23 protein-coding genes are annotated in these 22,587 nt (G+C 62.7%); 15 read left to right on the plus strand and 8 right to left on the minus strand.

The annotated features are described in order from the left end of the window. The first annotated feature begins 2 nt into the window (after positions 1–2). The 14 genes from BTO02_RS25550 to BTO02_RS25610 all read left to right on the plus strand — a co-directional run bounded on the left by BTO02_RS25550 (position 3) and on the right by BTO02_RS25610 (position 12,796). Positions 3–410, plus strand: coding sequence for a RidA family protein (locus BTO02_RS25550; protein ID WP_075159953.1), 408 nt, complete (start codon positions 3–5; stop codon positions 408–410). 317 nt (positions 411–727) lie between these two features. After that, on the plus strand, positions 728–1,825 hold the full coding sequence (locus BTO02_RS25555) for a BMP family ABC transporter substrate-binding protein (protein ID WP_075159954.1): 1,098 nt from the start codon (positions 728–730) through the stop codon (positions 1,823–1,825). Positions 1,826–1,900: 75 nt separating this feature from the next. After that, positions 1,901–3,043, plus strand: coding sequence for an ABC transporter permease (locus BTO02_RS25560; protein WP_075161375.1), 1,143 nt, complete (start codon positions 1,901–1,903; stop codon positions 3,041–3,043). Further along, positions 3,036–3,962, plus strand: coding sequence for an ABC transporter permease (locus BTO02_RS25565; RefSeq protein ID WP_075159955.1), 927 nt, complete (start codon positions 3,036–3,038; stop codon positions 3,960–3,962). The genes BTO02_RS25560 and BTO02_RS25565 overlap by 8 nt, the downstream gene beginning before the upstream one ends. Positions 3,963–4,016: 54 nt before the next feature. Further along, a complete protein-coding gene (gene biuH / locus BTO02_RS25570; protein ID WP_075159956.1) occupies positions 4,017–4,709 on the plus strand; it encodes a biuret amidohydrolase in 693 nt (230 codons plus the stop codon). Between the two features lie 2 nt (positions 4,710–4,711). Next, positions 4,712–6,316 (plus strand): ABC transporter ATP-binding protein, encoded by a 1,605-nt coding sequence (locus tag BTO02_RS25575; RefSeq protein ID WP_075161376.1) that lies wholly within the window; start codon positions 4,712–4,714, stop codon positions 6,314–6,316. Positions 6,317–6,335: 19 nt separating this feature from the next. Next, on the plus strand, positions 6,336–7,346 hold the full coding sequence (locus BTO02_RS25580) for a formamidase (protein WP_075159957.1): 1,011 nt from the start codon (positions 6,336–6,338) through the stop codon (positions 7,344–7,346). A gap of 3 nt (positions 7,347–7,349) precedes the next feature. Next, positions 7,350–8,009 (plus strand): cysteine hydrolase family protein, encoded by a 660-nt coding sequence (locus BTO02_RS25585; RefSeq protein ID WP_075159958.1) that lies wholly within the window; start codon positions 7,350–7,352, stop codon positions 8,007–8,009. A 14-nt stretch (positions 8,010–8,023) separates the two neighbouring features. Beyond that, positions 8,024–8,422: an oxalurate catabolism protein HpxZ gene (gene hpxZ, locus BTO02_RS25590; RefSeq protein ID WP_075161377.1), complete on the plus strand. Its 399-nt coding sequence runs from the start codon at positions 8,024–8,026 to the stop codon at positions 8,420–8,422. Positions 8,423–8,482: 60 nt separating this feature from the next. Further along, entirely contained in the window at positions 8,483–9,208 is a 726-nt protein-coding gene (locus tag BTO02_RS25595) for a GntR family transcriptional regulator (protein WP_232243716.1), read from the plus strand. 152 nt (positions 9,209–9,360) lie between these two features. After that, on the plus strand, positions 9,361–10,296 hold the full coding sequence (ku, locus tag BTO02_RS25600) for a non-homologous end joining protein Ku (protein ID WP_075159960.1): 936 nt from the start codon (positions 9,361–9,363) through the stop codon (positions 10,294–10,296). Then, complete coding sequence (locus tag BTO02_RS25605; protein ID WP_075159961.1) at positions 10,293–11,135, plus strand: tetratricopeptide repeat protein; 843 nt, start codon at positions 10,293–10,295, stop codon at positions 11,133–11,135. Before ku ends, BTO02_RS25605 begins: the two co-directional genes overlap by 4 nt. 291 nt (positions 11,136–11,426) lie before the next feature. Further along, positions 11,427–11,591: a DUF6531 domain-containing protein gene (locus tag BTO02_RS34465; RefSeq protein ID WP_156883984.1), complete on the plus strand. Its 165-nt coding sequence runs from the start codon at positions 11,427–11,429 to the stop codon at positions 11,589–11,591. A gap of 71 nt (positions 11,592–11,662) precedes the next feature. Beyond that, complete coding sequence (locus BTO02_RS25610; RefSeq protein WP_075159962.1) at positions 11,663–12,796, plus strand: porin; 1,134 nt, start codon at positions 11,663–11,665, stop codon at positions 12,794–12,796. A 50-nt stretch (positions 12,797–12,846) separates the two neighbouring features. Here the strand turns inward: BTO02_RS25610 and BTO02_RS25615 are convergent, their stop codons facing one another. The 7 genes from BTO02_RS25615 to BTO02_RS25645 all read right to left on the minus strand — a co-directional run bounded on the left by BTO02_RS25615 (position 12,847) and on the right by BTO02_RS25645 (position 20,235). Continuing rightward, positions 12,847–13,644, minus strand: a complete 798-nt coding sequence (locus BTO02_RS25615; protein ID WP_075159963.1) for an IclR family transcriptional regulator — start codon at positions 13,642–13,644, stop codon at positions 12,847–12,849. Between the two features lie 41 nt (positions 13,645–13,685). Further along, positions 13,686–14,609 (minus strand): SMP-30/gluconolactonase/LRE family protein, encoded by a 924-nt coding sequence (locus tag BTO02_RS25620; protein WP_075159964.1) that lies wholly within the window; start codon positions 14,607–14,609, stop codon positions 13,686–13,688. Then, positions 14,606–15,442, minus strand: coding sequence for a citryl-CoA lyase (locus tag BTO02_RS25625; RefSeq protein ID WP_075159965.1), 837 nt, complete (start codon positions 15,440–15,442; stop codon positions 14,606–14,608). Before BTO02_RS25625 ends, BTO02_RS25620 begins: the two co-directional genes overlap by 4 nt. A gap of 27 nt (positions 15,443–15,469) precedes the next feature. Next, positions 15,470–16,927, minus strand: a complete 1,458-nt coding sequence (locus BTO02_RS25630) for an MFS transporter (protein ID WP_075159966.1) — start codon at positions 16,925–16,927, stop codon at positions 15,470–15,472. A 44-nt stretch (positions 16,928–16,971) separates the two neighbouring features. Beyond that, positions 16,972–18,183, minus strand: a complete 1,212-nt coding sequence (locus tag BTO02_RS25635) for a CaiB/BaiF CoA transferase family protein (protein ID WP_075159967.1) — start codon at positions 18,181–18,183, stop codon at positions 16,972–16,974. 374 nt (positions 18,184–18,557) lie between these two features. Beyond that, positions 18,558–19,433 carry a glutathione-dependent disulfide-bond oxidoreductase gene (gene yghU, locus BTO02_RS25640; protein WP_075159968.1) on the minus strand — a complete coding sequence of 292 codons (876 nt, stop codon included), beginning with the start codon at positions 19,431–19,433 and terminating at the stop codon, positions 18,558–18,560. A gap of 127 nt (positions 19,434–19,560) precedes the next feature. Next, a complete protein-coding gene (locus tag BTO02_RS25645; protein WP_075159969.1) occupies positions 19,561–20,235 on the minus strand; it encodes a RibD family protein in 675 nt (224 codons plus the stop codon). 168 nt (positions 20,236–20,403) lie between these two features. Here BTO02_RS25645 and BTO02_RS25650 point away from each other — a divergent pair, with 168 nt between their 5' ends. Then, a complete protein-coding gene (locus BTO02_RS25650) occupies positions 20,404–20,973 on the plus strand; it encodes a TetR/AcrR family transcriptional regulator (protein ID WP_075159970.1) in 570 nt (189 codons plus the stop codon). A 66-nt stretch (positions 20,974–21,039) separates the two neighbouring features. On the opposite strand, the gene BTO02_RS25655 is transcribed toward BTO02_RS25650, so the two are convergent. Then, positions 21,040–22,494, minus strand: a complete 1,455-nt coding sequence (locus BTO02_RS25655; RefSeq protein WP_075161378.1) for an efflux transporter outer membrane subunit — start codon at positions 22,492–22,494, stop codon at positions 21,040–21,042. Positions 22,495–22,587: the final 93 nt, after the last annotated feature.

Raw genomic sequence — 22,587 nt, forward strand, 5'->3', positions numbered from 1 at the left:
TGATGGAACATATTCGCATCCGGCCGTTCAATACGCGCGACACGTATCCCGAGCAACGGCTCGACAATGACCTTTCGCAGGCGGTGGTGGCCGGCAAGATGGTCTTCCTGCGCGGCCAGATCGGCCAGGATCTCGACACGCGCGAATCGGTCGGTATCGGCGACGCGGCCGCGCAGGCCGAGAAAGCGATGTCGAACGTCAAGATGCTGCTCGAGGAAGCCGGCAGCAAACTCGAAGATATCTGCAAGATTACGATCTATCTGACCGATGTCCGCTATCGCGAAGCGGTGTATCGCGTGGTCGGCCGCTGGCTCAAAGGCGTGCACGCGGTGTCGACGGGGCTGACCGTGACCGCGCTTGCGCGGCCCGAGTGGGTGGTGGAGATCGACGTAATCGCCGTCAAGCCCTAGGGCGAGAGCTGTTCCATTCGGATGCACGCCCTTCGTGTGCGCTATTTCACGCACGATCGCAGGGAACGCTGCACCAAATCACGACTTATTCGAATCACGCTGGATCATGCGAGCGACTTCCACCGAGTCGCTCGCATGCCTGATCGCCGCCCGCAAATCATTGTCCGGTATGGCTTGGCGCCATCTTGCGCAAGAACCGGCACGAAAGCTGCAGTCCCCCCGTCTGAACTTGTATCCAAGATTGCACGCAAGATGCGCGCGATCGTCCACGCGGCAGTCCATGCAGCAGCCCACCACGACAGACAGGAATCCAGACCATGACCCAACGCCGCGACTTCATCAAACAGATCGGCGCGATCGCGCTCGGCAGCGCGCTGCCGTTCGACGTCGCTTTTGCCGCCGGCAATCTGACGGTCGGTGTGATCTACGTCGGCGCGCGCGGCGACTATGGCTACAACCAGGCGCAGGCTCAGGCCGCCGCGGTGATCAAAAAGCTGCCGAACGTGAAGGTCGTCGAAGAAGAGAACGTGCCTGAGACGGTGGCCGTTCAGAAAACCATGGAAGCGATGATCGAGCAGGACGGCGCGACGCTGATCTTCGCGACGTCGTTCGGTTACTTCGATCCGCATGTGCTGAAAGTGGCCGCGAAGTATCCGAAGGTGCGCTTCGCGCATTGCGGCGGACTGTGGAAGAGCGGCAATCCGGCCAATATCACGAGCTATTTCGGTTACATCGACGAGTGCCAGTATCTGAACGGCGTGGTGGCCGGTCATACGAGCAAAAGCAAGAAGCTCGGCTTCGTCGCGGCGAAGCCGATTCCGCAGGTGCTGCGCAATATCAATGCGTTTACGCTTGGCGCGCAATCGGTCGATCCGTCGATCACGACACATGTGATTTTTACCGGCGACTGGTCGATGCCGATCAAGGAGGCCGAGGCGACCAACAGTCTCGTCGACCAGGGGTGCGATGTGATCACCTGCCACGTCGACGGTCCAAAGGTGGTGGTCGAGACTGCGGAAAAGCGCGGTGCGATGAGCTGCGGCTATCACGCAAGCCAGGCGGCGCTCGCGCCGAAAGGCTATCTGACCGGCGCCGAATGGGATTGGGCAACGCCGTTCAAGACCATCGTCGCGTCCGCGCAAAACGGGCAGCCGCAACAGAACCTGATGCGCGGCGGCCTCAAGGAAGGCTTCGTGAAGATGTCGCCGTACGGGCCGAAGGTCGGTGCCGATGCGCGATCGAACGCCGATTCGGTCAAAGCGAAGATGGTGGCAGGCGACTACACGATCTTCAAGGGGCCGATCAAGGACAACAAAGGCGCGAGCGTGATCGCGGCCGGTGTGGCGCATCCGCAAACCGATATCGCGCTCGAAAGCATGAACTATCTCGTTTCGGGCGTGGTGGGGCAGATCTGACCGTCGCGGTCGTTGCAGGGAGCCGCGCCTGACGTTCGCGCGGTGGTCTGGTTCGGTCCGAGGCAAGGAGTGACGATGCGTTCCGATGTTTCAGCCAGCGCGAGTGTGACGGGCGGCAGGACGAGATTCATGCTCGGCATGCTGCCGGCCGTGCCGACGCTATGCGCGTTCGTGTGCACGCTGCTGCTGTTTTCGCTGTTCCTGCTCGTGCAGGGGCAGCCTGCCGCACAAGCGCTAGGACTTATCGGCGAGGGCGCGTTCGGTTCGTGGTTTGCATGGCAAAACACGCTGCTGCGGGCCGCGCCGCTGATGCTCACGGCGCTGTGCGTCGCGCTGCCCGCGCAGGTCGGGCTGATCGTGATCGGCGGCGAGGGCGCGCTTGCGCTCGGCGGTCTCGCGGCGGCAGTCGCTGCGCAGGCGGTGCCGCATGGGTTGCCATGGCTCGTCGCGCTGCCGTTGATGGCGTTCGCTGGCATGGCGGCAGGCGGTGTCTGGATCGGCGCGGTGGGTGCGCTGCGCCAGTGGCGCGGTGTCAACGAGACGATCAGCAGCCTCCTGATGTCGTATATCGCGATCGCGGTTTTCAAACAGCTGGTCGAAGGGCCGCTACGCGATCCGGCCAGCCTGAACAAGCCCTCGACGCCGCCGCTGCCCGACGCGCTCGCGATCGGTTCGATGCCGGGCCTCGACGTGCATTGGGGGCTGTTCTGGGGCGTGCTCGCGAGCATCGCTGCCTGGGTGTTCGTGCGGCACAGCACGCACGGCTTCGCGATGCGTGTCGCCGGCGGCAACTTTCGTGCGGCGCGGCTCGTCGGCTTGCCGGTGAACCGGCTCGCGTTTGCTGCCTGCGTGCTCGGCGGCGCGGCCGCAGGCCTTGCGGGCATGTTCGAAGTCGCGGCCGTGCAGGGCAGCGCGAACGCGTCGCTGCTCGCCGGTTACGGCTATGCGGGCATTCTCGTCGCCTTTGCCGCGCGGCAGAATCCGCTCGCGATCATGCTGTGCGCCGTGCTCGTCGGCGGGATCGAAGCGAGCGGCAGCTTGCTGCAGCGCCGCCTCGGCCTGCCCGATGCGACCACGCTGTTTCTACAAGGCTTGCTGTTCGCCAATCTGCTCGCCTGGGAGACCTTGAACACGCGCCTCGCGGCGTGGCGCACGAGGCTGCAATCGGCCGCGCGTACCGGAGAAGCGGGCGTGCAACTGGAGCGTACTCATGCCTGATCCGCATTCGACTCTCGCCGTGCTCGCGCTATCGCTCGTGGCGGGTGCGATTCGCGTCAGCACGCCCTATCTGTTCGTCAGTCTCGGCGAATGCCTGACCGAGAAGGGCGGCCGCGTCAATCTCGGCCTCGAGGGCATTCTGGTATCGGGCGCGATGACCGGTTACGCCGCGTCGTTCCTGTCCGGTTCGCCGTGGATCGGTGTGCTCGCCGCGGGTGGCGCCGGCCTGTTGCTCGGTTGTCTGCACGGGCTCGTCTGTTCGTTGCCTCGCGTGTCGGATATTGCTTTTGGTATCGCATTGATGCTGATCGGTACCGGCCTTGCGTTCTATCTCGGCAAGCCCTTTATCGAGCCGCAGGCGCCGATGCTCGCGTCGCTTCATCTCGGCGATGCGTCGGCATCGCCTCAGGTGCGCGAAGCCTTGCATGTGAATCCGTTGTTCGCGATCGGCGTCGTGCTCGCCTTCGCATTGCAATGGGGCTTGCGTCATACGCGCTGGGGCATGGTGCTGCGCCTCGTCGGCGAAAACGAGGAGAGCGCGCGGGCGATGGGCTATCCGATCACGCGTGTACGCGTTGCGGCGACTGCGGTAGGGGGCATGTTCGCGGGCGTCGGCGGTGCTTATCTATCGCTCGTCTATCCAGGCAGCTGGAACGAAGGGCTGTCGAGCGGCCAGGGGCTGATGGCGGTGGCCCTCGTGATTTTCGCGCGCTGGAGACCGCTCGCTTGCCTCGCGGCCGCGCTGCTGTTCGGCGCCGCCGGTGCGCTCGGGCCCGCGCTGCAGTCGATCGGCGTGACGAGCGGTTACTACCTGTTCAATGCCGCGCCTTATCTGCTGACGCTCGTCATCATGATCGTCAACTGCCGCCCTGATCGCACGCTCGCCGGCGCGCCGGGCGAATTGAGCCTGACGCGATGATGCGCACCTGAGATGAACACCGTTTGCCCTACGAACCCGCAAGAGAGCACGACCATGAACCGTTTCATCGAAGCCCGTCCGTACCCCTGGCCCTACGACGGCGCGCTGCGCGCGGATAACACCGCGCTCGTGATCATCGACATGCAGACGGATTTTTGCGGCATCGGCGGCTACGTCGACAAGATGGGCTACGACCTGTCGCTCACGCGTGCGCCGATCGCGCCGATCAAATCCGTGCTGGAACTCATGCGCGAACTGGGCTTCACGATCATCCACACGCGCGAAGGGCATCGGCCCGATCTGTCCGATCTGCCCGCGAACAAGCGCTGGCGCAGCCGCCGGGCCGGCACGGACGGCATCGGTATCGGCGACGATGGGCCATGCGGCCGGATTCTGGTGCGCGGTGAACCGGGCTGGCAGATCATCGACGAACTTGCGCCGCTGCCCGGAGAGATCGTTATCGACAAGCCCGGCAAGGGCTCGTTCTGCGCGACCGATCTCGAACTGATTCTGCGCACGCGCGGCATTGCGAATCTCGTGCTGACCGGCATTACCACCGACGTCTGCGTGCACACGACGATGCGCGAAGCGAACGATCGCGGCTTCGAATGCATGGTGCTTGCGGACTGCTGCGGCGCAACCGACGCTGGCAATCACGAGGCGGCGCTGAACATGATCCTCATGCAAGGCGGCGTGTTCGGCACCGTTTCGGATTCGGCGGCGCTGCTCGCGGCGCTCGGGAGTTGATCGTGTCGACGGCTCGCGCACTCGGCATCGAAGTGCTGAACGCGACGAAACGGTTCGGTGCGTTTTGCGCGCTCGACGGGGTTTCGCTGAAGGTGCGCGCCGGCACGATACACGCGCTGCTCGGCGAAAACGGCGCGGGCAAGAGCACGCTCGTCAAAGGGCTCGTCGGCTACGGCGTGCTCGACGACGGCGAGATCGTCGCCGACGGCCGTCAGGTTCACATAGCGTCGCCGCGCGACGCGCAGGCGCTCGGCATCGGCATGGTGTATCAGCACTTCACGCTGGCTGCGGGCCTGTCGGTCGAAGAGAACCTGCTGCTTGCGCGCGGTCGCGTGCCGTGGCGTATCGATTGGGCCGCAGAGCGCGCGGCGCTCGACACGTTCATGCGCGGCATGCCGTTCCGTTTGCGGCTCGATGCGCCCGTTGCGGGCCTCGCGGCCGGCGAGAAGCAGAAGCTCGAAATATTGAAGCAGCTCTATTTGCGCCAGCGCTTCCTGATTCTCGACGAACCGACCTCGGTGCTGACGCCGCAGGAGGCCGACGAGGTGCTCGGTCTGATGCGCGAGCTGACCGCGCGCGGCGAACTGACCGTGCTGATGATCACGCACAAGTTTCGCGAAGTCGATGCCTATGCGAACGACGTGACGGTATTGCGCAAGGGGCGCTGGGTCGGCACGAGCGCCGTGTGCGACACCGACCGCGACCGGCTTGCTGCATGGATGATGGGCGACGAGGGCACGCGGGATCCGCGCGCGGCCGCGGAGCTCGATGCTCGCCGGTTGCCGCGCGGCGCCGTGGCAACCGGCGCGCCGGTCCGGCTCGAGTTGCGAGAACTGAGCGTGGGCGACGATCGCGGCCATCGCGCGGTGCGCGAGGTATCGATCGCGGTGCGTGCGGGCGAGATTCTCGGCATCGCAGGTGTTTCGGGCAACGGCCAGAAAGAGTTGATCGATGCGCTCGTCGGACAGCGCGGCGCCGAGGCCGGTGAAATGCGCGTGAAGGGCGAGCCGTATCGCGCGACGCGCGAAGCGATGACGCGCCTGCGCGTATTCGCGCTTCCGGAGGAGCCGCTGCGCAATGCCTGTGTGGCCGGCATGAGCGTCGCCGAGAATCTCGCGTTGCGCGAATTCGACCGGGCGCCGCTCAAGCGCGGCGGCTGGCGCCTCGACCGCCGCGCGCTGCGCGCGCGCGCACAGAAACTGATCGCCGAATTCAACGTGCGGCCGCCGGTACCCGAGCGTGCAATCGGCACCTTGTCGGGCGGCAATGTTCAACGTGCGGTGCTCGCACGCGAACTTGGCCAGCCCGTCGACGTGCTGATCGTAGCCAACCCGGTGTTCGGCCTCGATTTCGCATCGGTGGCCGATATTCACGCGCGGATTCTGGCCGCGCGGGCCGCGGGCGCAGCCGTCTTGCTCGTCAGCGAAGATCTCGACGAACTGCTCGAACTCGCGGATCGCATCGCGGTAATGGCCGATGGCCGCATCGTGTTCGAAACGGCTGCGGAACAGGCGGACCGGGTGTTGCTCGGCCGTCATATGGCGGGACACGGCGACGCGAGCACGGAAGGTGCGGACGTGGCGGCTCCCGTGCATGCGGGTATCTGACCAAGGAGAGAGGACAGCAATGAGTTCGAGTGGATTGGGTGGATTGAACAGGTCACCGAATGGGATCGTGGTCGGCCTCGTGCAATTGCAGAACCCCGATGTCGAGACGCCGGCACAACTGGCCGCGCAAACGCAGCGGATCGTCGAACTGGTGGGCAAGGCGCGGCGCAACAACCCGGCGATGGACCTCGTCGTGTTTCCCGAATATGCGCTGCACGGGCTATCGATGCGCACTGACGACGCGATCATGTGCAGTCTCGACGGCCCCGAAGTGGCGGCGTTCAAGGCTGCCTGTATCGAGCACCGCATCTGGGGCTGCTTCTCGATCATGGAGCGCAATGCCGGCGGGAATCCGTATAACAGCGGCATCGTGATCGACAGCGACGGTGTCGTACAGCTCTATTATCGAAAGCTGCATCCGTGGGTGCCGGTCGAGCCCTGGGAACCCGGCGATCTCGGCGTGCCGGTCTGCAAGGGGCCGAACGGCGCGATGCTGTCGCTGATCATCTGCCACGACGGCATGTTTCCCGAGATGGCGCGCGAAGCCGCCTATAAAGGCGCGGAAATCATCTTGCGCACGGCAGGCTACACGGCGCCGATCCGTCACGCGTGGCGCGTCACGAACCAGGCCAATGCGTTCCAGAATCTCGCGCAGACCGCGAGCGTGTGTCTGTGCGGCAGCGACGGCACGTTCGATTCGATGGGCGAAGGCATGTTCTGCGATTTCGACGGCACCGTGCTCGTCGAGGGAAGCCATCGTCCCGACGAGATCATCACCTGTGAAATGCGGCCCGATCTCGTGCGCGAAGCGCGCGCTCACTGGGGCGTGGAAAACAATATCTATCAGCTTGGTCATCGCGGCTATGTCGCGGTGAAGGGCGGCGCGCGCGATTGCCCCTATACATTCATGCAGGACCTCGTGCGCGGCGAATACCGGTTACCGTGGGAGCACGAGGTGCGCGTCACGGACGGCACGCCGTGCGGTTTTCCGGCCCCCGAGCGGCATTACCGCAACGGATCGCGAGGCTGAGCGATGCAAACGGTGAGCGGCGCGCAACCTTTTCCGTTTCATTTCGACCCGCACCGCACCGCGCTGGTCGTGATCGACATGCAACGCGACTTTATCGAGCCGGGCGGTTTCGGCGAGGCGCTCGGCAACGACGTGTCGCTACTCGCCTCGATTGTGCCGACGGTCGCGGCGCTGCTCGCGCATGCGCGCGCGCAGGGTTGGCTCGTCGTGCACACGCGCGAATCGCACGCGACGGATTTATCCGATTGTCCCCCGGCCAAGCGTGCGCGCGGTGCGCCGCTTGCCCGCATCGGCGACCAGGGGCCGATGGGCCGGATCCTCGTGCGCGGGGAGCCGGGCAACGCGATCGTCGACGCACTCGCGCCGGCCGGTGGCGAGATCGTGATCGACAAGCCCGGCAAGGGCGCGTTTTATGCAACACGCCTTGCGGAAGAACTTGCGTTGCGCGCGATTACGCATCTGATTTTCGCGGGCGTGACGACCGAAGTCTGCGTGCAGACGACGATGCGCGAAGCGAACGACCGGGGCTACGAATGCCTGTTGATCGAGGACGCGACGGCGAGCTACATTCCGGCCTTCAAGGAAGCGACGCTGGCGATGATGCGTTCGCAGGGGGCGATTGTCGGTTGGACGGCGACGCTTGCGAACCTGATGGAGGCATGAGGATGACGGTATCGATGAGCGAGTTGAATCGTCCGGACGTGATTGCGCAAGTCACGGCGGCATTCGATGCCTATGAGCGCGCACTGGTCGACAACGATATCGCGACCATGAACGCGCTGTTCTGGCATGCGCCGCAAACCGTGCGCTACGGCATAGCAGAGGTGCAGCACGGCGGCGACGCGATCCGCCGCTGGCGCGAGATGTGTGCGCCCGTGCCGCGCTCGCGGCGGCTTCATCGTACGGTCGTGACGGCATACGGCAACGATCACGCGACCGTGAGCACGGAATTCACCAGCGACGAGACGCCGCTGCTCGGGCGGCAGATGCAGACATGGGTGCGTTTCGACACGGGCGGTGTGTTCGACGGCTGGACCATCGTGGCCGCCCACGTCAGCCTGATCGATACGCGCTGATGCGACGCGATCCGGTTTATGAACGGCGGTGCGCACATGGCTGAGGTATCGGGTTGGCCCATGCTCGCCGATGACGAGCACGCCGGGCCGGAAAAGGCCGCGTCTCGCGCGAATCCGCTCGCGGAAGAGGTCTATCAGCGGCTCAAGCACGATGTTTTCAGTTTCCGGCTGTTTCCCGGCGACCGCTTTTCGGAGAACGATATCGCGCAGTACTACGGCGTGTCGCGCACACCGATGCGCGATGCGTTGTTCCGTCTTGCGCGCGAAGGCTATCTCGAAGTCGGATTCCGGCGCGGCTGGAAGGTGTCCGCGGTCGATTTCGAGCGGCTCGATCAGCTTTACGACCTGCGTATCGTGCTCGAAACCGCGTCGCTCGAGCGGTTGACGATGAATGCGGCCACCCCTGCGCTGCTCGGCGAACTCGATCGGATATGGTGTGTTGCCGAACAGGACCGCACGCGCGATGCAGTCGATATGTTCAGGATGGACGAGCAGTTTCATCGCGGGCTGGTCAGGGCGGCGGGCAATCTGGAGATGCTGCGCGTTCATGACGAAGTGACCGAGCGCATTCGCATCGTGCGGCGTCTGGATTTTCTGAAGCCGCATCGCACCACCGCGACCTATGACGAGCATTCGACGATTCTTCGCCTGATCGAGCGCGGCAAGCTGACCGAGGCACGGATCATGCTGAACGCGCATATCACGCAAAGCAAGCTCGAGGTCCGCAAGATTACGTTGTCGATGCTGACCTCGGCGCGGGATAGCAAGCTGCCGTTTGTGACGTAGCACACGTTGCCGTCGAACCGGGGGAAACGTCAGCGGTGCTATTCTTTCGGAATCGGCCCCGCGTCGGGGGGCGAACGGAGCCACCCGCCGCGAGGCGGGCCGGCGTTGCCGCTGGAGCCGGCGTCCTTGCGCCGGCTTATGAGGAGAAGCCCATGCCTGCGCGCTCGATCGCATCGCTTTCTCTGTCTTTCGGTCTTGTTTCAATACCTGTGAAGCTTTACTCCGCAACCGAGAGTTCGGCGGACGTCCGCTTCAATCTGCTTGCGCCGGACGGCTCGCGGGTCAAGCAGCAGTACATTTCGGAGGCGACTGGCCAGATCGTCGAGCGCGGGGCGATGAACAAGGGCTACGAGTTCGAAAAGGACCGGTTCGTCGTATTTACTGCAGACGAATTGAAGGCACTCGAGGATAGCGCGAGCCACGTCGTGGAAATCGTTGCTTTCATTCCTGAAAAATCCGTCGATCCCCTTTACTACGACAAGGCGTATTTCATTGCGCCCGATAAACGCGGCGGCAAGCCGTATAGCCTGCTGCAGCAGGCACTGCTCGAAAGTGAGCGCGGCGCATTGGCGAAATGGGCCTCAAAGGGTAAAACACACATCGTACTGATCCGCCCGACGGAAAACGGCCTTATTTTCCAGCAACTGCTGTTTGCCGACGAAGTGCGCTCGCTTGCCGATTTGCATATCGAGCATGTGCCCGTGTCCGCCGCGGAACTCAAGCTTGCATTGCAGATTATCGAGCAGGGCACCGAGGATCACTACGACCCGGCCGCCTACGAGAATGAAGAGAAGAAGCGGATTCTCGCTGCGATCGATCGGAAAATCGAGGGCAAGGAGATCGTGTCCAACGAACCGGTGGAGAGCGAGTCCGGCGGCCAGGTGATCGATCTGATGGAAGCGTTGCGCGCGAGCCTGTCGAAGGGCGGCGGTGGCGGTGCCCGGCAAAAGCCCGTTGCGCGTAAGGCGGCGGAGGAGGCTCAGGTGACCGAAATGCCGGCGCCGCGCGCGAGGAAACCCGCGCAGCGGGCGGCGAAAGCGGCGGCTCCGTCCGCAGCGGCTCCGGCCAAGGTCCGTGCTCGCAAGTGAAGCAGAAGAACAACCGCCACGACATATCGGTACGGAAGCTCCAGTCGTTGCTCGGCGTGTCGCGCAGCGTGCTCGCGGGCCTGATCGACGAGGGCTTCGTTACACCGGCGCGTGGGCCGCGCAACGAGCTGCGCTTCACGTTTCAGGATGTCGTGCTTCTGCGTACCGCGTTTCAGCTGCAATCGGCGCGGATTTCCTCGCGCAAGATTCTCGCTGCGCTCGCACGCTTGCGCACGCAACTTCCCGACGAAATTCCGCTTTCCGGCATACGCGTGAGCGCGCTCGGCAACACGATCATGGTCAGGACCGGCCCGTCGCAGTGGGATGCGAACACGGGGCAGCTCGCTTTCGATTTCGAGGTTGCGGATATCAAAGGCGATGTGGTTTTTCTCGACGCGTCTCCTGCGAAGAAAGACGCTCGCGCGCAGGCGCACGAGTGGTATGCGCTTGCGGATCAACTGGCGGCCGATGGGGAAGCCGACGAAGCAGAGCACGCTTATCGGAAAGCGCTGGCGGTTTCGCCTTTGCCGTTCTATGGTGCGTACGTCGACCTCGGTGCGTTGCTGTGCGAGGACGAAGGGCGTTGTCTGGATGCGTTAGCCGTCTTTGACGAAGCGATCGGGCATTTTCCTGAAGATGCCGTTCTTCACTTTAACCGGGCGGTTGCGCTTGAACTGCTCGGGAGGCTCAAGGATGCCGAGCGGAGTTACGCGCGGTCTCTCGAGATCAACCCGAATTATGCCGACGCGCATCACAACCTTGCACTTGTCAAGGAGCAGCTTGGCGACAAGCAGGGGCTGGTCCGGCATATGAGTGCTTTCCGGAAGCTAAGTAGCTGATCTCTGACTCAGGCGTGCGATTCCCTCCGTCGCCCTCTTGCCTCGTTCCTTACCGCTACGCATTGCAGACCTTTCTGCACCCGAATCAGCGCGTTCGTAGATTCAAAACCCGTTTCTCTCGATATGTTTGACGTACCTGTTCACCACAGGGAAATCGAACAATGAATCTGGAGAAATCATGGTTGACCGAGGGTAGCTGAATCGCGCGTGCCTGCGCGCCGTACATGTACTGGCGGCTGGTTTGATCGCTGCATTCGCAACGGATGTGCACGCCGGTTCGGGCGATGCGTCGTGTTTCGGACTTTATTCGCAATCGCCGACCCGGTGCATCCGGCGACCGGCGTGACGACGGTCAGCGAGACCGACTTCGTCAGCGGCGGCGACCTGCCGCTCGTATTCAAACGGACGTATCGCGATCGTACGGGCGGCCTTTCGTTGAACACGCTTGTCAAATAAGCAGGGCGTCATCGGGACATTCCGATGTACCCGGGCAACGCGCGCCCGGCTTTATTTCTGTTGGGGATTCAGTGAAAAAGAAAATTATCGGCGCAGCTGCTTTGTCCGTTTTCGCCGTGGCGGCTCATGCGCAAAGCAGCGTCACCCTTTATGGTTTGATCGACACCGGTATTGTCTATACGAACAACCAGGGCGGCAGCAGCGCATGGCAGGAACAAAGCAGCATGTTGTCGAATGAAGTGTGGGGCTTGAAAGGCAGCGAAGACCTTGGCGGCAACCTGCATGCGATCTTCCGCCTCGAAAACGGCTTCAATATCCAGAACGGCAAAACCACTTATGCGAACACGATATTCGGCCGCCAGGCGTTCGTCGGCCTTCAGCACGACCAGTACGGCACGCTGACGCTCGGCCGTCAATACGACTCCGTTGTCGACGTGCTCGGCCCGATCGCGCTTGCGAACAATGGCGACGGCAACAACCTCGCCGCTCACCCGTTCGATAACGATAACGTCGACGACTCGTTCTACATCGACAATTCTGTCAAATATGTCAGCCCGACGTACCGCGGCCTGACCGGTGAAGCGCTTTATGGCTTCAGCAACACGGCCGGTGGCTTCTCGGACAATCGCGCGTATAGCGTCGGTCTGACATACAGCATCGGTCCGATCAACCTCGCAGCGGCATATTTGCAGCTCAATAACGGTTCGCTCAACGGCACCGGCGCCGTTTCGAACAACGACTTCGTCAATTTCCCTGCCGCGCGTCAGCGCGTGATGGGCGCCGGCGGCAACTATACGATCGGCCCGGCCGTCGTCGGCCTGCTGTGGACGCATACGCTGTTCGAGAACACGCAGCCCGGTGCGAATTCAGCGATCCAGCAACCGTTCGATACGCTGCACTTCGATAACGATGAAGTCAACGTGCACTACGCGGTGACGCCGGCAATCTCGCTGGCGGGCGCTTATACGTTCACACAAGGCGCCTTCAGCGGCGCCACCGGTTCGGCCGATCCGAAGTGGCATCAGGTCACGCTGATGGCCGATTATTCGCTGAGCAAGCGCACCGATGTCTATGCGGAAGGTGCTTACGAGCATGCGTACGGTGCGGAAGGCTCGGCGTTCGAAGGCGCGTTTATCAATGGCCTCGCGCAGTCTTCGACGGGCAACCAGGTCGCGGCGACCATCGGTATGCGCACGCGCTTCTAGAACACCGAGCGCCGGCAGCCTCAAAGGCCGTCGTGCGCCCGGCTTGTGCCTCATGACTTTTGCCGGTTGCGCGCCTTCTTGCCGTCGATCAATGCAAGCGCGGCGCGTAGTGCTTGTGCGTCGCCGCCGAGCAACTCGCTTGCCTTGATCGACGATTCAAGCATTGAAACGCGCATGCCCTTGAGCAACGCTTCATCGACGCGCGGGCGCGGCCCCGCTAACGTGAATGAGCCCGCGAGCGGCTGAGCGGCGGAAAACACCGGCGTCGAAATACCGGCCGTTTCGCTGTCGCGCTCGCCGATCGAAATGTAATAGCCGTCGCGGCGAATCCGGTCGTATAGCTCTCCGCGGGCGCCACTGAATGCATTGAGAACCCGCCCGCCCGAGCCTTTTTCCATCGGCAGCACATCGCCTTCGCGAACGTGGTCGCGAATCGTATGCGTCGTATCGACACGATGCAGGCACACGCGCAAATCCTGACGCCGTACATAGAACGACACGCTTTCGTTGCATTCGTCGCGCAACGCGCGCATCAACGGCAAAACGACGTCGGCCAGCTGCAGGCCGCGCTGATAGAGCGCGCCGAGTTGCAATGCGGCAGGCCCGATCAGGTAGCGCCCATCGTCGGAACGCAACAGCATACGGTGGTGTGTCAGCGACGCAATCAGCCGCAAGATCGTGCTCTTGTAGAGGCCGGTTCGTGTCGCGAGCTCGGCAAGCGAAAGTCCCTTGTCGTCGGGGCGGAACGCGAAGAGGATGGCAAAGGCACGATCGAGTGCCGCGACGCCGTCGGGGGAAGTCGAGGGCGCCGCGGTGGCGTCGTCGGACACGCGGCTGGAGGAAACCATGGCTAGCGAACGAAAGTAACCGAAACGATAACGGCGCAATTCTACGCCGGCCGGGGCGCCGTGAACGCGCGGTGCGCGTTCCAGTCGGCGCGCAGCACCGAACCCGTGCTCGAATCGGTGATGAATAGCGTGCGCTGCCCCGGTCCGTCGAAGGTCACGTTCGTGATCGTGCGCCCCGCGCACGATTCGATTTTCGCAAGCGGCTCGCCATGCGCATTCAACACGAACACCGCGCCAAGCGAGGCATGCGCGACGAACAGATTGCCGTGCGCGTCGATCGTCAGGCCATCGGGACCGCTCGTACCATAGAACTGCGCGAACCGGCCGACCTTGCTCGTGCTGCCGTCGGGCAGCAGCGGCAGGCGCCAGACCGCGTTATCGCGCGTCATCGCTACGAATAACACCTTCTCCTTGCCGTCGAGCACAAGTCCGTTCGGACTCGGGCCGTTGTCGAGCAGGCAGTCGAGGCGTCCTTCGGCCGTCAGGCGAAACACGCGTCCCGTTGGATCGTGCAAACCCGTTTGCCCCTGGTCCGTGAAATAGATGTCGCCGTTACGCGCGACGATCAGATCGTTGACGCCCTTGAACCGCTCGCTGTTACGCCGCGCAAGCAGCGGCTTCACTTCGCCTCGCTCGGGGTCGAGCTTCATCACGCCATTTTTATAGTCGGCGATGATCAGCTGATGTTGCGGATGCCATGCGAGGCCGTTAGGCTCGCCGTCGTAGGCCGCAATGACGCGCCATTCGAGCGACGGCGTAATCTGGAAAATGCGCCCGTGCGGAATATCGACGATATACAGGTTACCGTCCGGATCGAAGCACGGGCCTTCGATAAAGCAATCGATTGGCTCGCCGCCCTTGTTCGCGCGAGACCATTCGGACACCATGCCGTGTTTGCGCAGCGCATCCGGCATCGCGGTATGCGCGACCGTTTTAACGGTCGGCGGGACCGGATTCCAGCTCATTGCTGCTCTCCGTCGAGATGGCGCGCGGGCGCACCCGTGTACCTGTACGGCATCTGCCGCGGCATCGGCCCCTTGTTACGCTCGGCGCGGCCGCGCTGTTCCCATGCATGCGACAGAATGCCGACCGCGCGCGACAGGCAGAAAATGCCGCGCGCAAGCTCGGGCTCGAAGCCGAGTTCTGCATAGATCACGCCTGTCGCGCCATCGATATTCATCGGAATCGTGCGGCCTTTGCGTGCTTCGAGCAATGCTTCGACGCCGCGCGCAATCGTGGCGTAGCGACCGGACACGACTCTGTCTGCAGCCGCTGCGTCGACCAGATGCAGCAGACGGCCCGCGCGCGGATCGACTGGATGAAAGCGATGGCCGAATCCCGGCAGGTATTTGCCATGTGCGGCGTTGAATGCGTCGACCTCTTTCACGACAGCTTCTTCTAGCGTTGCACCTTGCGCTTCGGTGCGCTCGATGGCATGAAACAGTTCGACGGCCTGCTGTCCCGCGCCGCCGTGAACGTCATCGAGCGTGTTGAGCGCGGAGGCCATCGCGCCGTTCAACGGCAGGCCGCAGCTTACGGCCATTCGCGAAATCGCAATCGACGGCGCATGCGGACCATGATCGACCGAGGCGACAAGCGCTGCTTCGAGCAGACGGGCCTCGCCGTCGCTCGGCAAATCGCCGCGCAACATCAGCCAGATCATCTGCGGGAAGCTGATCGAGCCGATCAGGTCCTGAATCGGGTAGCCGCGTACCCTGATCGAGCCGGGGTGAATATCGACGATCGACGTGCTCCAGTAGTCGGCGGCGAGTGCGGCGAAATCCTGCGGGGAAGTCATGACAAAAAATCCTCGGCGGTGCGTTGTTCAGCGGTTGATGTCTTCGAGCGCGAGCTCTTTCGTGCGTGGCCCCATGATGCCGATCAGCAGCATGACGAACACCATGCACCCGGTGATCATGTAAAACACGCCCGTCGCGCCGAATTCGCGCAGGCAGAACGCGACGATAAAACCGGAAAAGATCGCGCTCAGCCGGCTCCATGAATAGACGAAGCCGATCGCGCGCGCGCGAACCTCGGTCGGATAGAGCTCCGATTGGTACGTCTGGAACGAGTACGTCAGCACGGTAAGCGCAAGGTTCATGCAGAAGCCGAACACGATCAGGCCCGCCGTGCCGGTCTGATTCGCGAACGCGAGGCCGAATGCGGCCGCTACGCCCGATGCGCCGACAAGGCTCCATTTTCGTTCGATGCGATCGGCAAAGAAGAAAAACAGCGCCGGGCCGAGCGGCAACGCAATCGACATCAGAAACGAGTACTGCAGGCTGTGGACGAGGCCGATGCCCTTGCTCGTCAGCAGCGACGGAACCCAGTTGCTGAAACCGTAGAAACCGATCACCTGGACCGCGTTGAACAGCGACATCATGATCGTGCGCTTCAAATAAGGCGCTTTCAGGATGTCGCGAAAGCGTCGCTCGACGGTGGGCGCGGCGTGTTCGCGCGGCGCGGGCGGCGGCAACGCCCGGCCATATTGGCGTTCGACGACCTGTTCGATCTGTCTCGTGACGCGTTCCGCTTCGGCGAGACGGCCTCGCGAGACGAGCCAGCGCGGGCTCTCCGGAATGCCGAGGCGGATGATCCAGATCAGCGCCGCGCCGATCGCGCCCGCGAGCACCACCCACCGCCACCCGTCGATGCCTAGTGGCTGCTGCGGCACGAGCCACCACGACATCAACGCAACGATCGGCACAGCAAGATAGGGCACAACCTGCGTGATCGCGAAAGCGCGACCACGCAGATCTTTCGGCATCAGTTCTGCGACGTACGTATTGATCGTCACCATCTCGATGCCGAGTCCGATGCCGGCCAGCAGACGGAACAGATTGACTTCGACGGCGCTACGCTGGAACGCCATTAGCACGCTGGCGGCCGTATAGCCGAGCAATGCAACGACGAATATCTTGCGGCGCCCGAAACGATCGGCAAGGAAACCGAGCCCCATCGTGCCGATAAAAAGCCCGATGAAGGTTGCGGCAACGAATGCGGCGATGCTGTTCATTGCGAAGATCGACGTCGACGTCTTCACGAACAGGCCGCTTTCGGTAAGGCCGGGGGCGATATAGCCGGTCATGAACAGATCGTAGAACTCGAAGCTGCCGCCAAGCGACAGCAGAAATACGATGGTCCAGATATGGCGCGTGGCAGGCAGCCGGTCGAGGCGCGCGACGATATCGCGTGCGGCGACGTCGCGTCCGGTTTCGGCCCGCACGCTCGAGGTGGTTGGTGCGGGCTCGGGAAGCGCATCCGCGGTCAATGTCTGTTTCATGTCTGCCTCGTGTCTCCGGTCGGTTTTTCGTTGGCGTGCGATGTTCAGATCGCGCCTTCGTTTTTCAGCTGTGCGATCGCATCCGCGTCGAATCCCAACTGCTGAAGATGCGCTTGCGTGTGCTCCGACAAGTAAGGCGCACGTCTCGCGGGACCGCCTTCGAGCGTCGCGCCTTGCGCATCGAGAAAGCGATAGCCGGCGCGGGTAACGCGTTGCACGGATTCGCCATCGGGCAATTCATGGATAAATTGCCGGCCCGCGATTTGCGGTTGAGAAACCGCTTGCGGAACACTCAACACCAATCCCGCCGGCACACCGGCGGCGCTCAGGCGTGCTTCCCAATTGGCCGCGGTGTCGGTACGCAACGCGGCTTCGATCTCGTGCTTGAGTTCGGCGCGATGGCGTTTGCGCGTGTCGCGCTCGCGAAAGCGCACGTCGTGAGCGAGTTCCGGCCGCTCGATCACGTTGCACAGCGCGACGAACTGTTTGGTTTCGTTAGCCGCGATGTTGAGCTTGCCGTCGCCGCAATCGAAAGTGCCGGACGGTGCAGCCGTGAAATTTTCGTTGCCCATCGGTTTGGGTTCGACGCCTGCGTTAAGGTAGTTCGAGACGACCCAACCCATCGTCGACAGCGACGCTTCGAGCATCGACACATCGATGATTCGTCCTTCGCCTGTGCGTTGCGCGGCGAGCACGGCAGCGCAGATCGCGAGGGCCGCGCTGATGCCGCCGACCGTATCGGTCACCGGATAGCCGACACGCAGCGGCGCCGATCCGGCGTCGCCGGTCACGCTCATCGTGCCCGACATGCCCTGGATAATCTGATCGTAAGCAGGACGATGCGCGAGCGGGCCGTCGCTGCCGAAGCCGGAAATCGCGCAATACACGAGGCGCGGATTCAGTGCGAGCAGCGACTGCGCCCCGAGGCCGAGGCGATCCATCACGCCGGGGCGAAAATTTTCGACGAGCACGTCAGCGTCGCGCGCGAGTTTGCGCAGGATGTCTTTCGCCGAATCGTGCTTCAGGTTCAGCGTGATCGATTCCTTACCGGCGTTGACTGCGACGAACGACGCGCCCATGTTGCGCGCGGACGCGCCCGGGTCGGCGCCTAAACGACGCGCTAGATCGCCGCCGTCGGGGTTTTCGATCTTGATCACGCCGGCGCCGAGCAACGCGAGCTGATAGGTGCAGAAGGGCCCGGACAGGACGTTCGACAGATCCAGTACACGGATGCCCGAGAGAGGAAGAGCGGTCATCGAGGGAGGTTTCCTTGGGGATTTCACATCGTTCTGTTAGACAGAACGATGTTCTGTAATTGCGTTGGCTGAATCGTAGGGCGCGCGCAGACACTGCAGAATCCGGGATTACCCGCATTTGCCGGCGTGCCGGAGCGATGGTTCAGATGTGAAAAGGCCGCGTACCCGACGCGGCCTTGGCGTACTGTGACGTATCAGCGCTTCGGGACTCTGCATCGTCGTTGACGAGCGGGGGCGCTTCGAGGAACTGCAGATTTAAACCGGAGCAATGCCGCAAAGGGCGAGGGATAGTGTGTGCAGTGACAGTGGCAATGCAATGGCGTCTGCTTCGAATGCCATTGCATTGCGAGCCCGATTGAACGGGCTTCAGCGCTTTACGTTTCTATCGACAACTTGTCTTGCGTGCGCGTTTCGAAGTCGGATGCGTCGTGACGCTCGTGCAGTTGGCTCGAAGGATCACCCGAGATGCGGTTGACCATGCGCCCGCGCTGCACGGCCGGACGGCGGTCGATTGCATCGGCCCAGCGCTGCACGTGTTTATAGTCGCTTGCCGAAAGGAATTCGGCGGCATCGTAAAGCCGGTTTTTAACGAGTCCGCCAAACCAAGGCCAGATCGCGATATCGGCAATCGTGTATTCGCTGCCGGCCATGTATTCGTGTTCCGCGAGGCGTCTGTCCAGCACATCGAGCAGTCGCTTCGTTTCCATCGTGAAGCGATCGATCGGGTATTCCATCTTCGACGGCGCGTACGCATAGAAATGGCCGAAACCGCCGCCCACATACGGCGCACTGCCTACCTGCCAGAAAAGCCACGACATGCACTCGGCCCGCCCGGCGGCGTCTTTCGGCAGAAACTCGCCGAATTTCTCAGCCAGATGCAGCAAGATTGCGCCGGATTCGAATACACGCACGGGCGCAGGGCCGCTGCGATCGACAAGCGCGGGAATCTTCGAATTCGGATTGATATCGACAAAGCCGCTGCCGAACTGATCGCCGTTGTTGATCCTGATAAGCCACGCATCGTACTCGGCGCCGCGATGACCGCGTGCAAGCAGTTCCTCTAGCATTACCGTGACCTTGACGCCGTTCGGTGTGCCTTGCGAGTAAAGCTGAAGCGGATGCTTGCCGACCGGCAACGCCTTGTCGTGCGTCGATCCGGAGACGGGGCGATTGATACTCGAGAAATGACCGCCGTTTTCCCTGGACCATGTCCAGACCTTCGGCGGCTCGTAATCGGATGATGGGGGCATGTTTAAAGTCTCCTTGCCGCTACCTCGATGCAGGTACGGCGATCAAGCTTATCAAATCGCTGGATAACACGCTGAAAGCCAATAAAGCGCGAACGGGATTTGCCGGAATGCGCTTCGTTGGACCGGATCACGCCTTGCGCCCGTAGCGGAGCCAGACGACGTCGTTATCGAGCCGCTCGACAGAATCGAGCCGCAAATACGCGGGCTTTTTCCATTTTTCCATCGACACTTCGAACGAAGACGTATGGGCCTCGCGACCGTCGACGAGCGGGATGACGAGCACGCTCACTTCATCGGCGAGCCCCGCATTGACGAAGGCGCCGGATACATGGCCGCCGCCTTCGACGATCAGCTTTCGTATCTGCAGCTCGCGCTCGAGCGTATCGACGACGCGCTTCAGTTCGATATCGCCGCTGCCGCCGAACAGATACGACGCGCCGATCGATTGCAGGTGCGCAAGATAATCGTCGTCCACGTTTTCGGAAAGCACTTCGACGACATGCGAATCGAGCGCGGTATCGCTTTTCCATGCAACGCGTCCGTTTGGATCGATCGAAATCGCATATTGGCTCGCGTCGCGTCTGACGAAACGGTCGGTGCGCTCGATCGGCTGCTTTGCCAGACCGCGCGGATAGTCGCCGCCGTGTGAAATCTCCTGCATCGTCACGCGGCCGCAGGCCCACGCGTCGGCCTTGAAGCTTGCGGCTGTTTCTTCGTAGCAGGGGCTTGCAAAGTCGAGATGCCAGCCATCGGTAAGGCTGCGGCCATCGAGCGACGACATCATGTGACAGACGATATGCATGGTTTCTCCAGATAAGCCATTCAATGGGATGTTCTATTCAAGTGCCAGGGCTCAACACAGAACGGAACCGTGCTTCCGCAATTACTATGCCGCGCAGATTGGATGGTATATATAATCTAAGAAACCGGAGCACCGAGAATCCGGAGCTTTGTTTGGAGATTGCAGGCAATGAGAAAGTCAAGACTGGAGACCGCTGAAACGCGGCAGCGGATCGTTGAAGCGGCGTCGGGAAAATTTCGTTTGCAGGGCATCGGCAACACGGGCCTTGCCGACTTCATGGGCGAGGCCGGACTCACGCACGGCGGCTTTTACAAGCACTTCTCGTCGAAGGACCAGGTCGTGCAGGAATCGGTCGCGCTTGCCGCCGATGCGCTGCAGGAAACGCTTGAATCCGCATTGCAGGCCACACCCGCGAATCGCGGCGTCAAGGCGATTGTCGATCGCTATCTATCGCCCGAACACCTCGAGAACGTCGTAGACGGCTGTCCGTTCGTCGCGCTGTCGGGCGAACTCGCGCGCGGCACGGAAGAAGTTCGTCAGGTTGCGACCCGCTCGCTCGTCGACCTTGCCGAACTGATCGCCTCTCAGTTGACCGACATGCCGGCAGCCGCGGCGCGAAAGAAAGCATGGGTCATGCTGTCGACGATGATCGGCGCGATGAGCGTTGCGCGCATGGTGAACGATGAAGCGCTGTCCGCATCGATTTTGCGCGAGGCGCGCAAGTCGCTGATCTCGTGAAGCATAGGCAAAGGGGCTTCGAAGATTCGAAGCCCCTTTGCCGTGGCGTTGAGCGTGCCGCGAGCGTTAGTGCGCGGGATCAGCCTTTTTAGTGCCGTCGCCGCTTGCGATTTGCGGCACCGCATCGACTTTCCACCCGCCGCCGAGCGCACGGAACGTCGTCACGGCCGCGCGTGCCGCATCGGCCCGTGTGCCGTCGAGGTCGTCGCGTGCGAACAGCAATTCGCGGTCCGCGTCGAGCACGTCGGTCAGCGTGATCGCGCCTGCCTTGTAGGCGCGCTCGGAAAGATCGCGAGACTTCGTCAGCGCCGCGACTTCGTCTTCGACCTCATGACGGCGCGCTTCGGTCTGCGATAGCGCCGTAAACGCGTTCTCGACATCTTCCGCGGCTTTCAACACCGTTTGGCGATACTGTGCGAGCGCTTGCGCGTTTGCACCGCGTGCGTCAGCCACTTCGGCGTCGACCTTGCCGAAGTCGAACAGGCGCCAGCGCAATCCGCCTGTCACCGCGGGCTGGAATGCACGCGAGGTGAACAGATCGCCTGACGTGATGCTGTCGACGCCGAGCAATCCGGAAATCGAAATCTTCGGGTAATAGTCGGAAAGCGCTGCGCCGATCCGTTCATTCGATGCCGCAAGACGCCGTTCCGCGGCGATGACGTCGGGCCGGCGGCGCAGCACGTCGACCGGCTGGCTGCTGTCGTCGATCGACGGAATGCCCGGAATCGCGGCGGGCTGCGACAGTTCCTTCGCATAGGTGCCGGGCTGCGCACCCATCAGCACGTCGAGCCGGTTCAACTGCGCTTCGAGCTGAATACGCAGCGTCGGCACGATCGTTCGGGCCTGCTTCAGCAGTGCGTCGGCCTGCGCGATTTCGCGTTCGGTCGCCGCGCCCGCGCGACGGCGCACACGCACGAGTTCGAGCAGACGCGTATCGGTGTCGATCTGATCCTGCGCGACCGCAAGGCGTGCCTGAAAGCCGCGGATTTGCATATAGGCATCGGCCGCATCGGCCGCGACGGTCACGCGTATGCCGAGCTGCTCCGCCTCCGCGGCTTGCGCCTCGTTTCGTGCGGCCGCGGCGTCGCGCCGCAAACCACCGAACAGATCGATTTCCCAGCTCGCCGCGGCCGCGACCGTATATTCGCGCTGATCGCGCGAGTAGCCCGGGAACGTCTTCGCGAGCGAGCCGAACGGACTCACGGTGCTTTGATGCTCGATCGACGCCGCCGCGTCGAGGTCGACGGTCGGCAGCAGTTGCGCGCCCGCGGCCGACGCAGCGGCACGCGCTTGCTGCACGCGCGCGATCGACGCCGCGAGATCGAGGTTTTGCGCGAGTGCTCGCTGGACAATCGTGACAAGCATGGGATCGTTGAAGCCGGTCCACCATGTATCGAGCGGCGGGGCGGCGGTTTTCGCCTGCTGGTCGGTCTCGATCCTGTTGTGGAACGGCGCGAGATTTTCGGTCGGCTTCACATAGTCCGGTCCGACGGCGCAGCCCGACAGTACCGCGGCAAGCATCAACGCAGGTGCGATGCCGCCGACACGGCGCAGCCGGACACGCGACGGCGGCGATGTTTCGGGGCGCATCGTTTCCAAAGCACGCAACGGCTT

The organism is Paraburkholderia sp. SOS3, from assembly GCF_001922345.1.
GTDB lineage: Bacteria > Pseudomonadota > Gammaproteobacteria > Burkholderiales > Burkholderiaceae > Paraburkholderia.

Coding starts and splice junctions, on each gene's coding strand:
- BTO02_RS25550 (WP_075159953.1), top strand. CDS start 3: ATGGAACATATTCGCATCCGGCCGTTCAATACGCGCGACACGTATCCC.
- BTO02_RS25555 (WP_075159954.1), top strand. CDS start 728: ATGACCCAACGCCGCGACTTCATCAAACAGATCGGCGCGATCGCGCTC.
- BTO02_RS25560 (WP_075161375.1), top strand. CDS start 1,901: ATGCGTTCCGATGTTTCAGCCAGCGCGAGTGTGACGGGCGGCAGGACG.
- BTO02_RS25565 (WP_075159955.1), top strand. CDS start 3,036: ATGCCTGATCCGCATTCGACTCTCGCCGTGCTCGCGCTATCGCTCGTG.
- biuH (WP_075159956.1), top strand. CDS start 4,017: ATGAACCGTTTCATCGAAGCCCGTCCGTACCCCTGGCCCTACGACGGC.
- BTO02_RS25580 (WP_075159957.1), top strand. CDS start 6,336: ATGAGTTCGAGTGGATTGGGTGGATTGAACAGGTCACCGAATGGGATC.
- BTO02_RS25585 (WP_075159958.1), top strand. CDS start 7,350: ATGCAAACGGTGAGCGGCGCGCAACCTTTTCCGTTTCATTTCGACCCG.
- hpxZ (WP_075161377.1), top strand. CDS start 8,024: ATGAGCGAGTTGAATCGTCCGGACGTGATTGCGCAAGTCACGGCGGCA.
- BTO02_RS25595 (WP_232243716.1), top strand. CDS start 8,483: ATGCTCGCCGATGACGAGCACGCCGGGCCGGAAAAGGCCGCGTCTCGC.
- ku (WP_075159960.1), top strand. CDS start 9,361: ATGCCTGCGCGCTCGATCGCATCGCTTTCTCTGTCTTTCGGTCTTGTT.
- BTO02_RS25615 (WP_075159963.1), bottom strand. CDS start 13,644: ATGGTTTCCTCCAGCCGCGTGTCCGACGACGCCACCGCGGCGCCCTCG.
- BTO02_RS25620 (WP_075159964.1), bottom strand. CDS start 14,609: ATGAGCTGGAATCCGGTCCCGCCGACCGTTAAAACGGTCGCGCATACC.
- BTO02_RS25625 (WP_075159965.1), bottom strand. CDS start 15,442: ATGACTTCCCCGCAGGATTTCGCCGCACTCGCCGCCGACTACTGGAGC.
- BTO02_RS25630 (WP_075159966.1), bottom strand. CDS start 16,927: ATGAAACAGACATTGACCGCGGATGCGCTTCCCGAGCCCGCACCAACC.
- BTO02_RS25635 (WP_075159967.1), bottom strand. CDS start 18,183: ATGACCGCTCTTCCTCTCTCGGGCATCCGTGTACTGGATCTGTCGAAC.
- yghU (WP_075159968.1), bottom strand. CDS start 19,433: ATGCCCCCATCATCCGATTACGAGCCGCCGAAGGTCTGGACATGGTCC.
- BTO02_RS25645 (WP_075159969.1), bottom strand. CDS start 20,235: ATGCATATCGTCTGTCACATGATGTCGTCGCTCGATGGCCGCAGCCTT.
- BTO02_RS25650 (WP_075159970.1), top strand. CDS start 20,404: ATGAGAAAGTCAAGACTGGAGACCGCTGAAACGCGGCAGCGGATCGTT.
- BTO02_RS25655 (WP_075161378.1), bottom strand. CDS start 22,494: ATGCTTGCCGCGGTACTGTCGGGCTGCGCCGTCGGACCGGACTATGTG.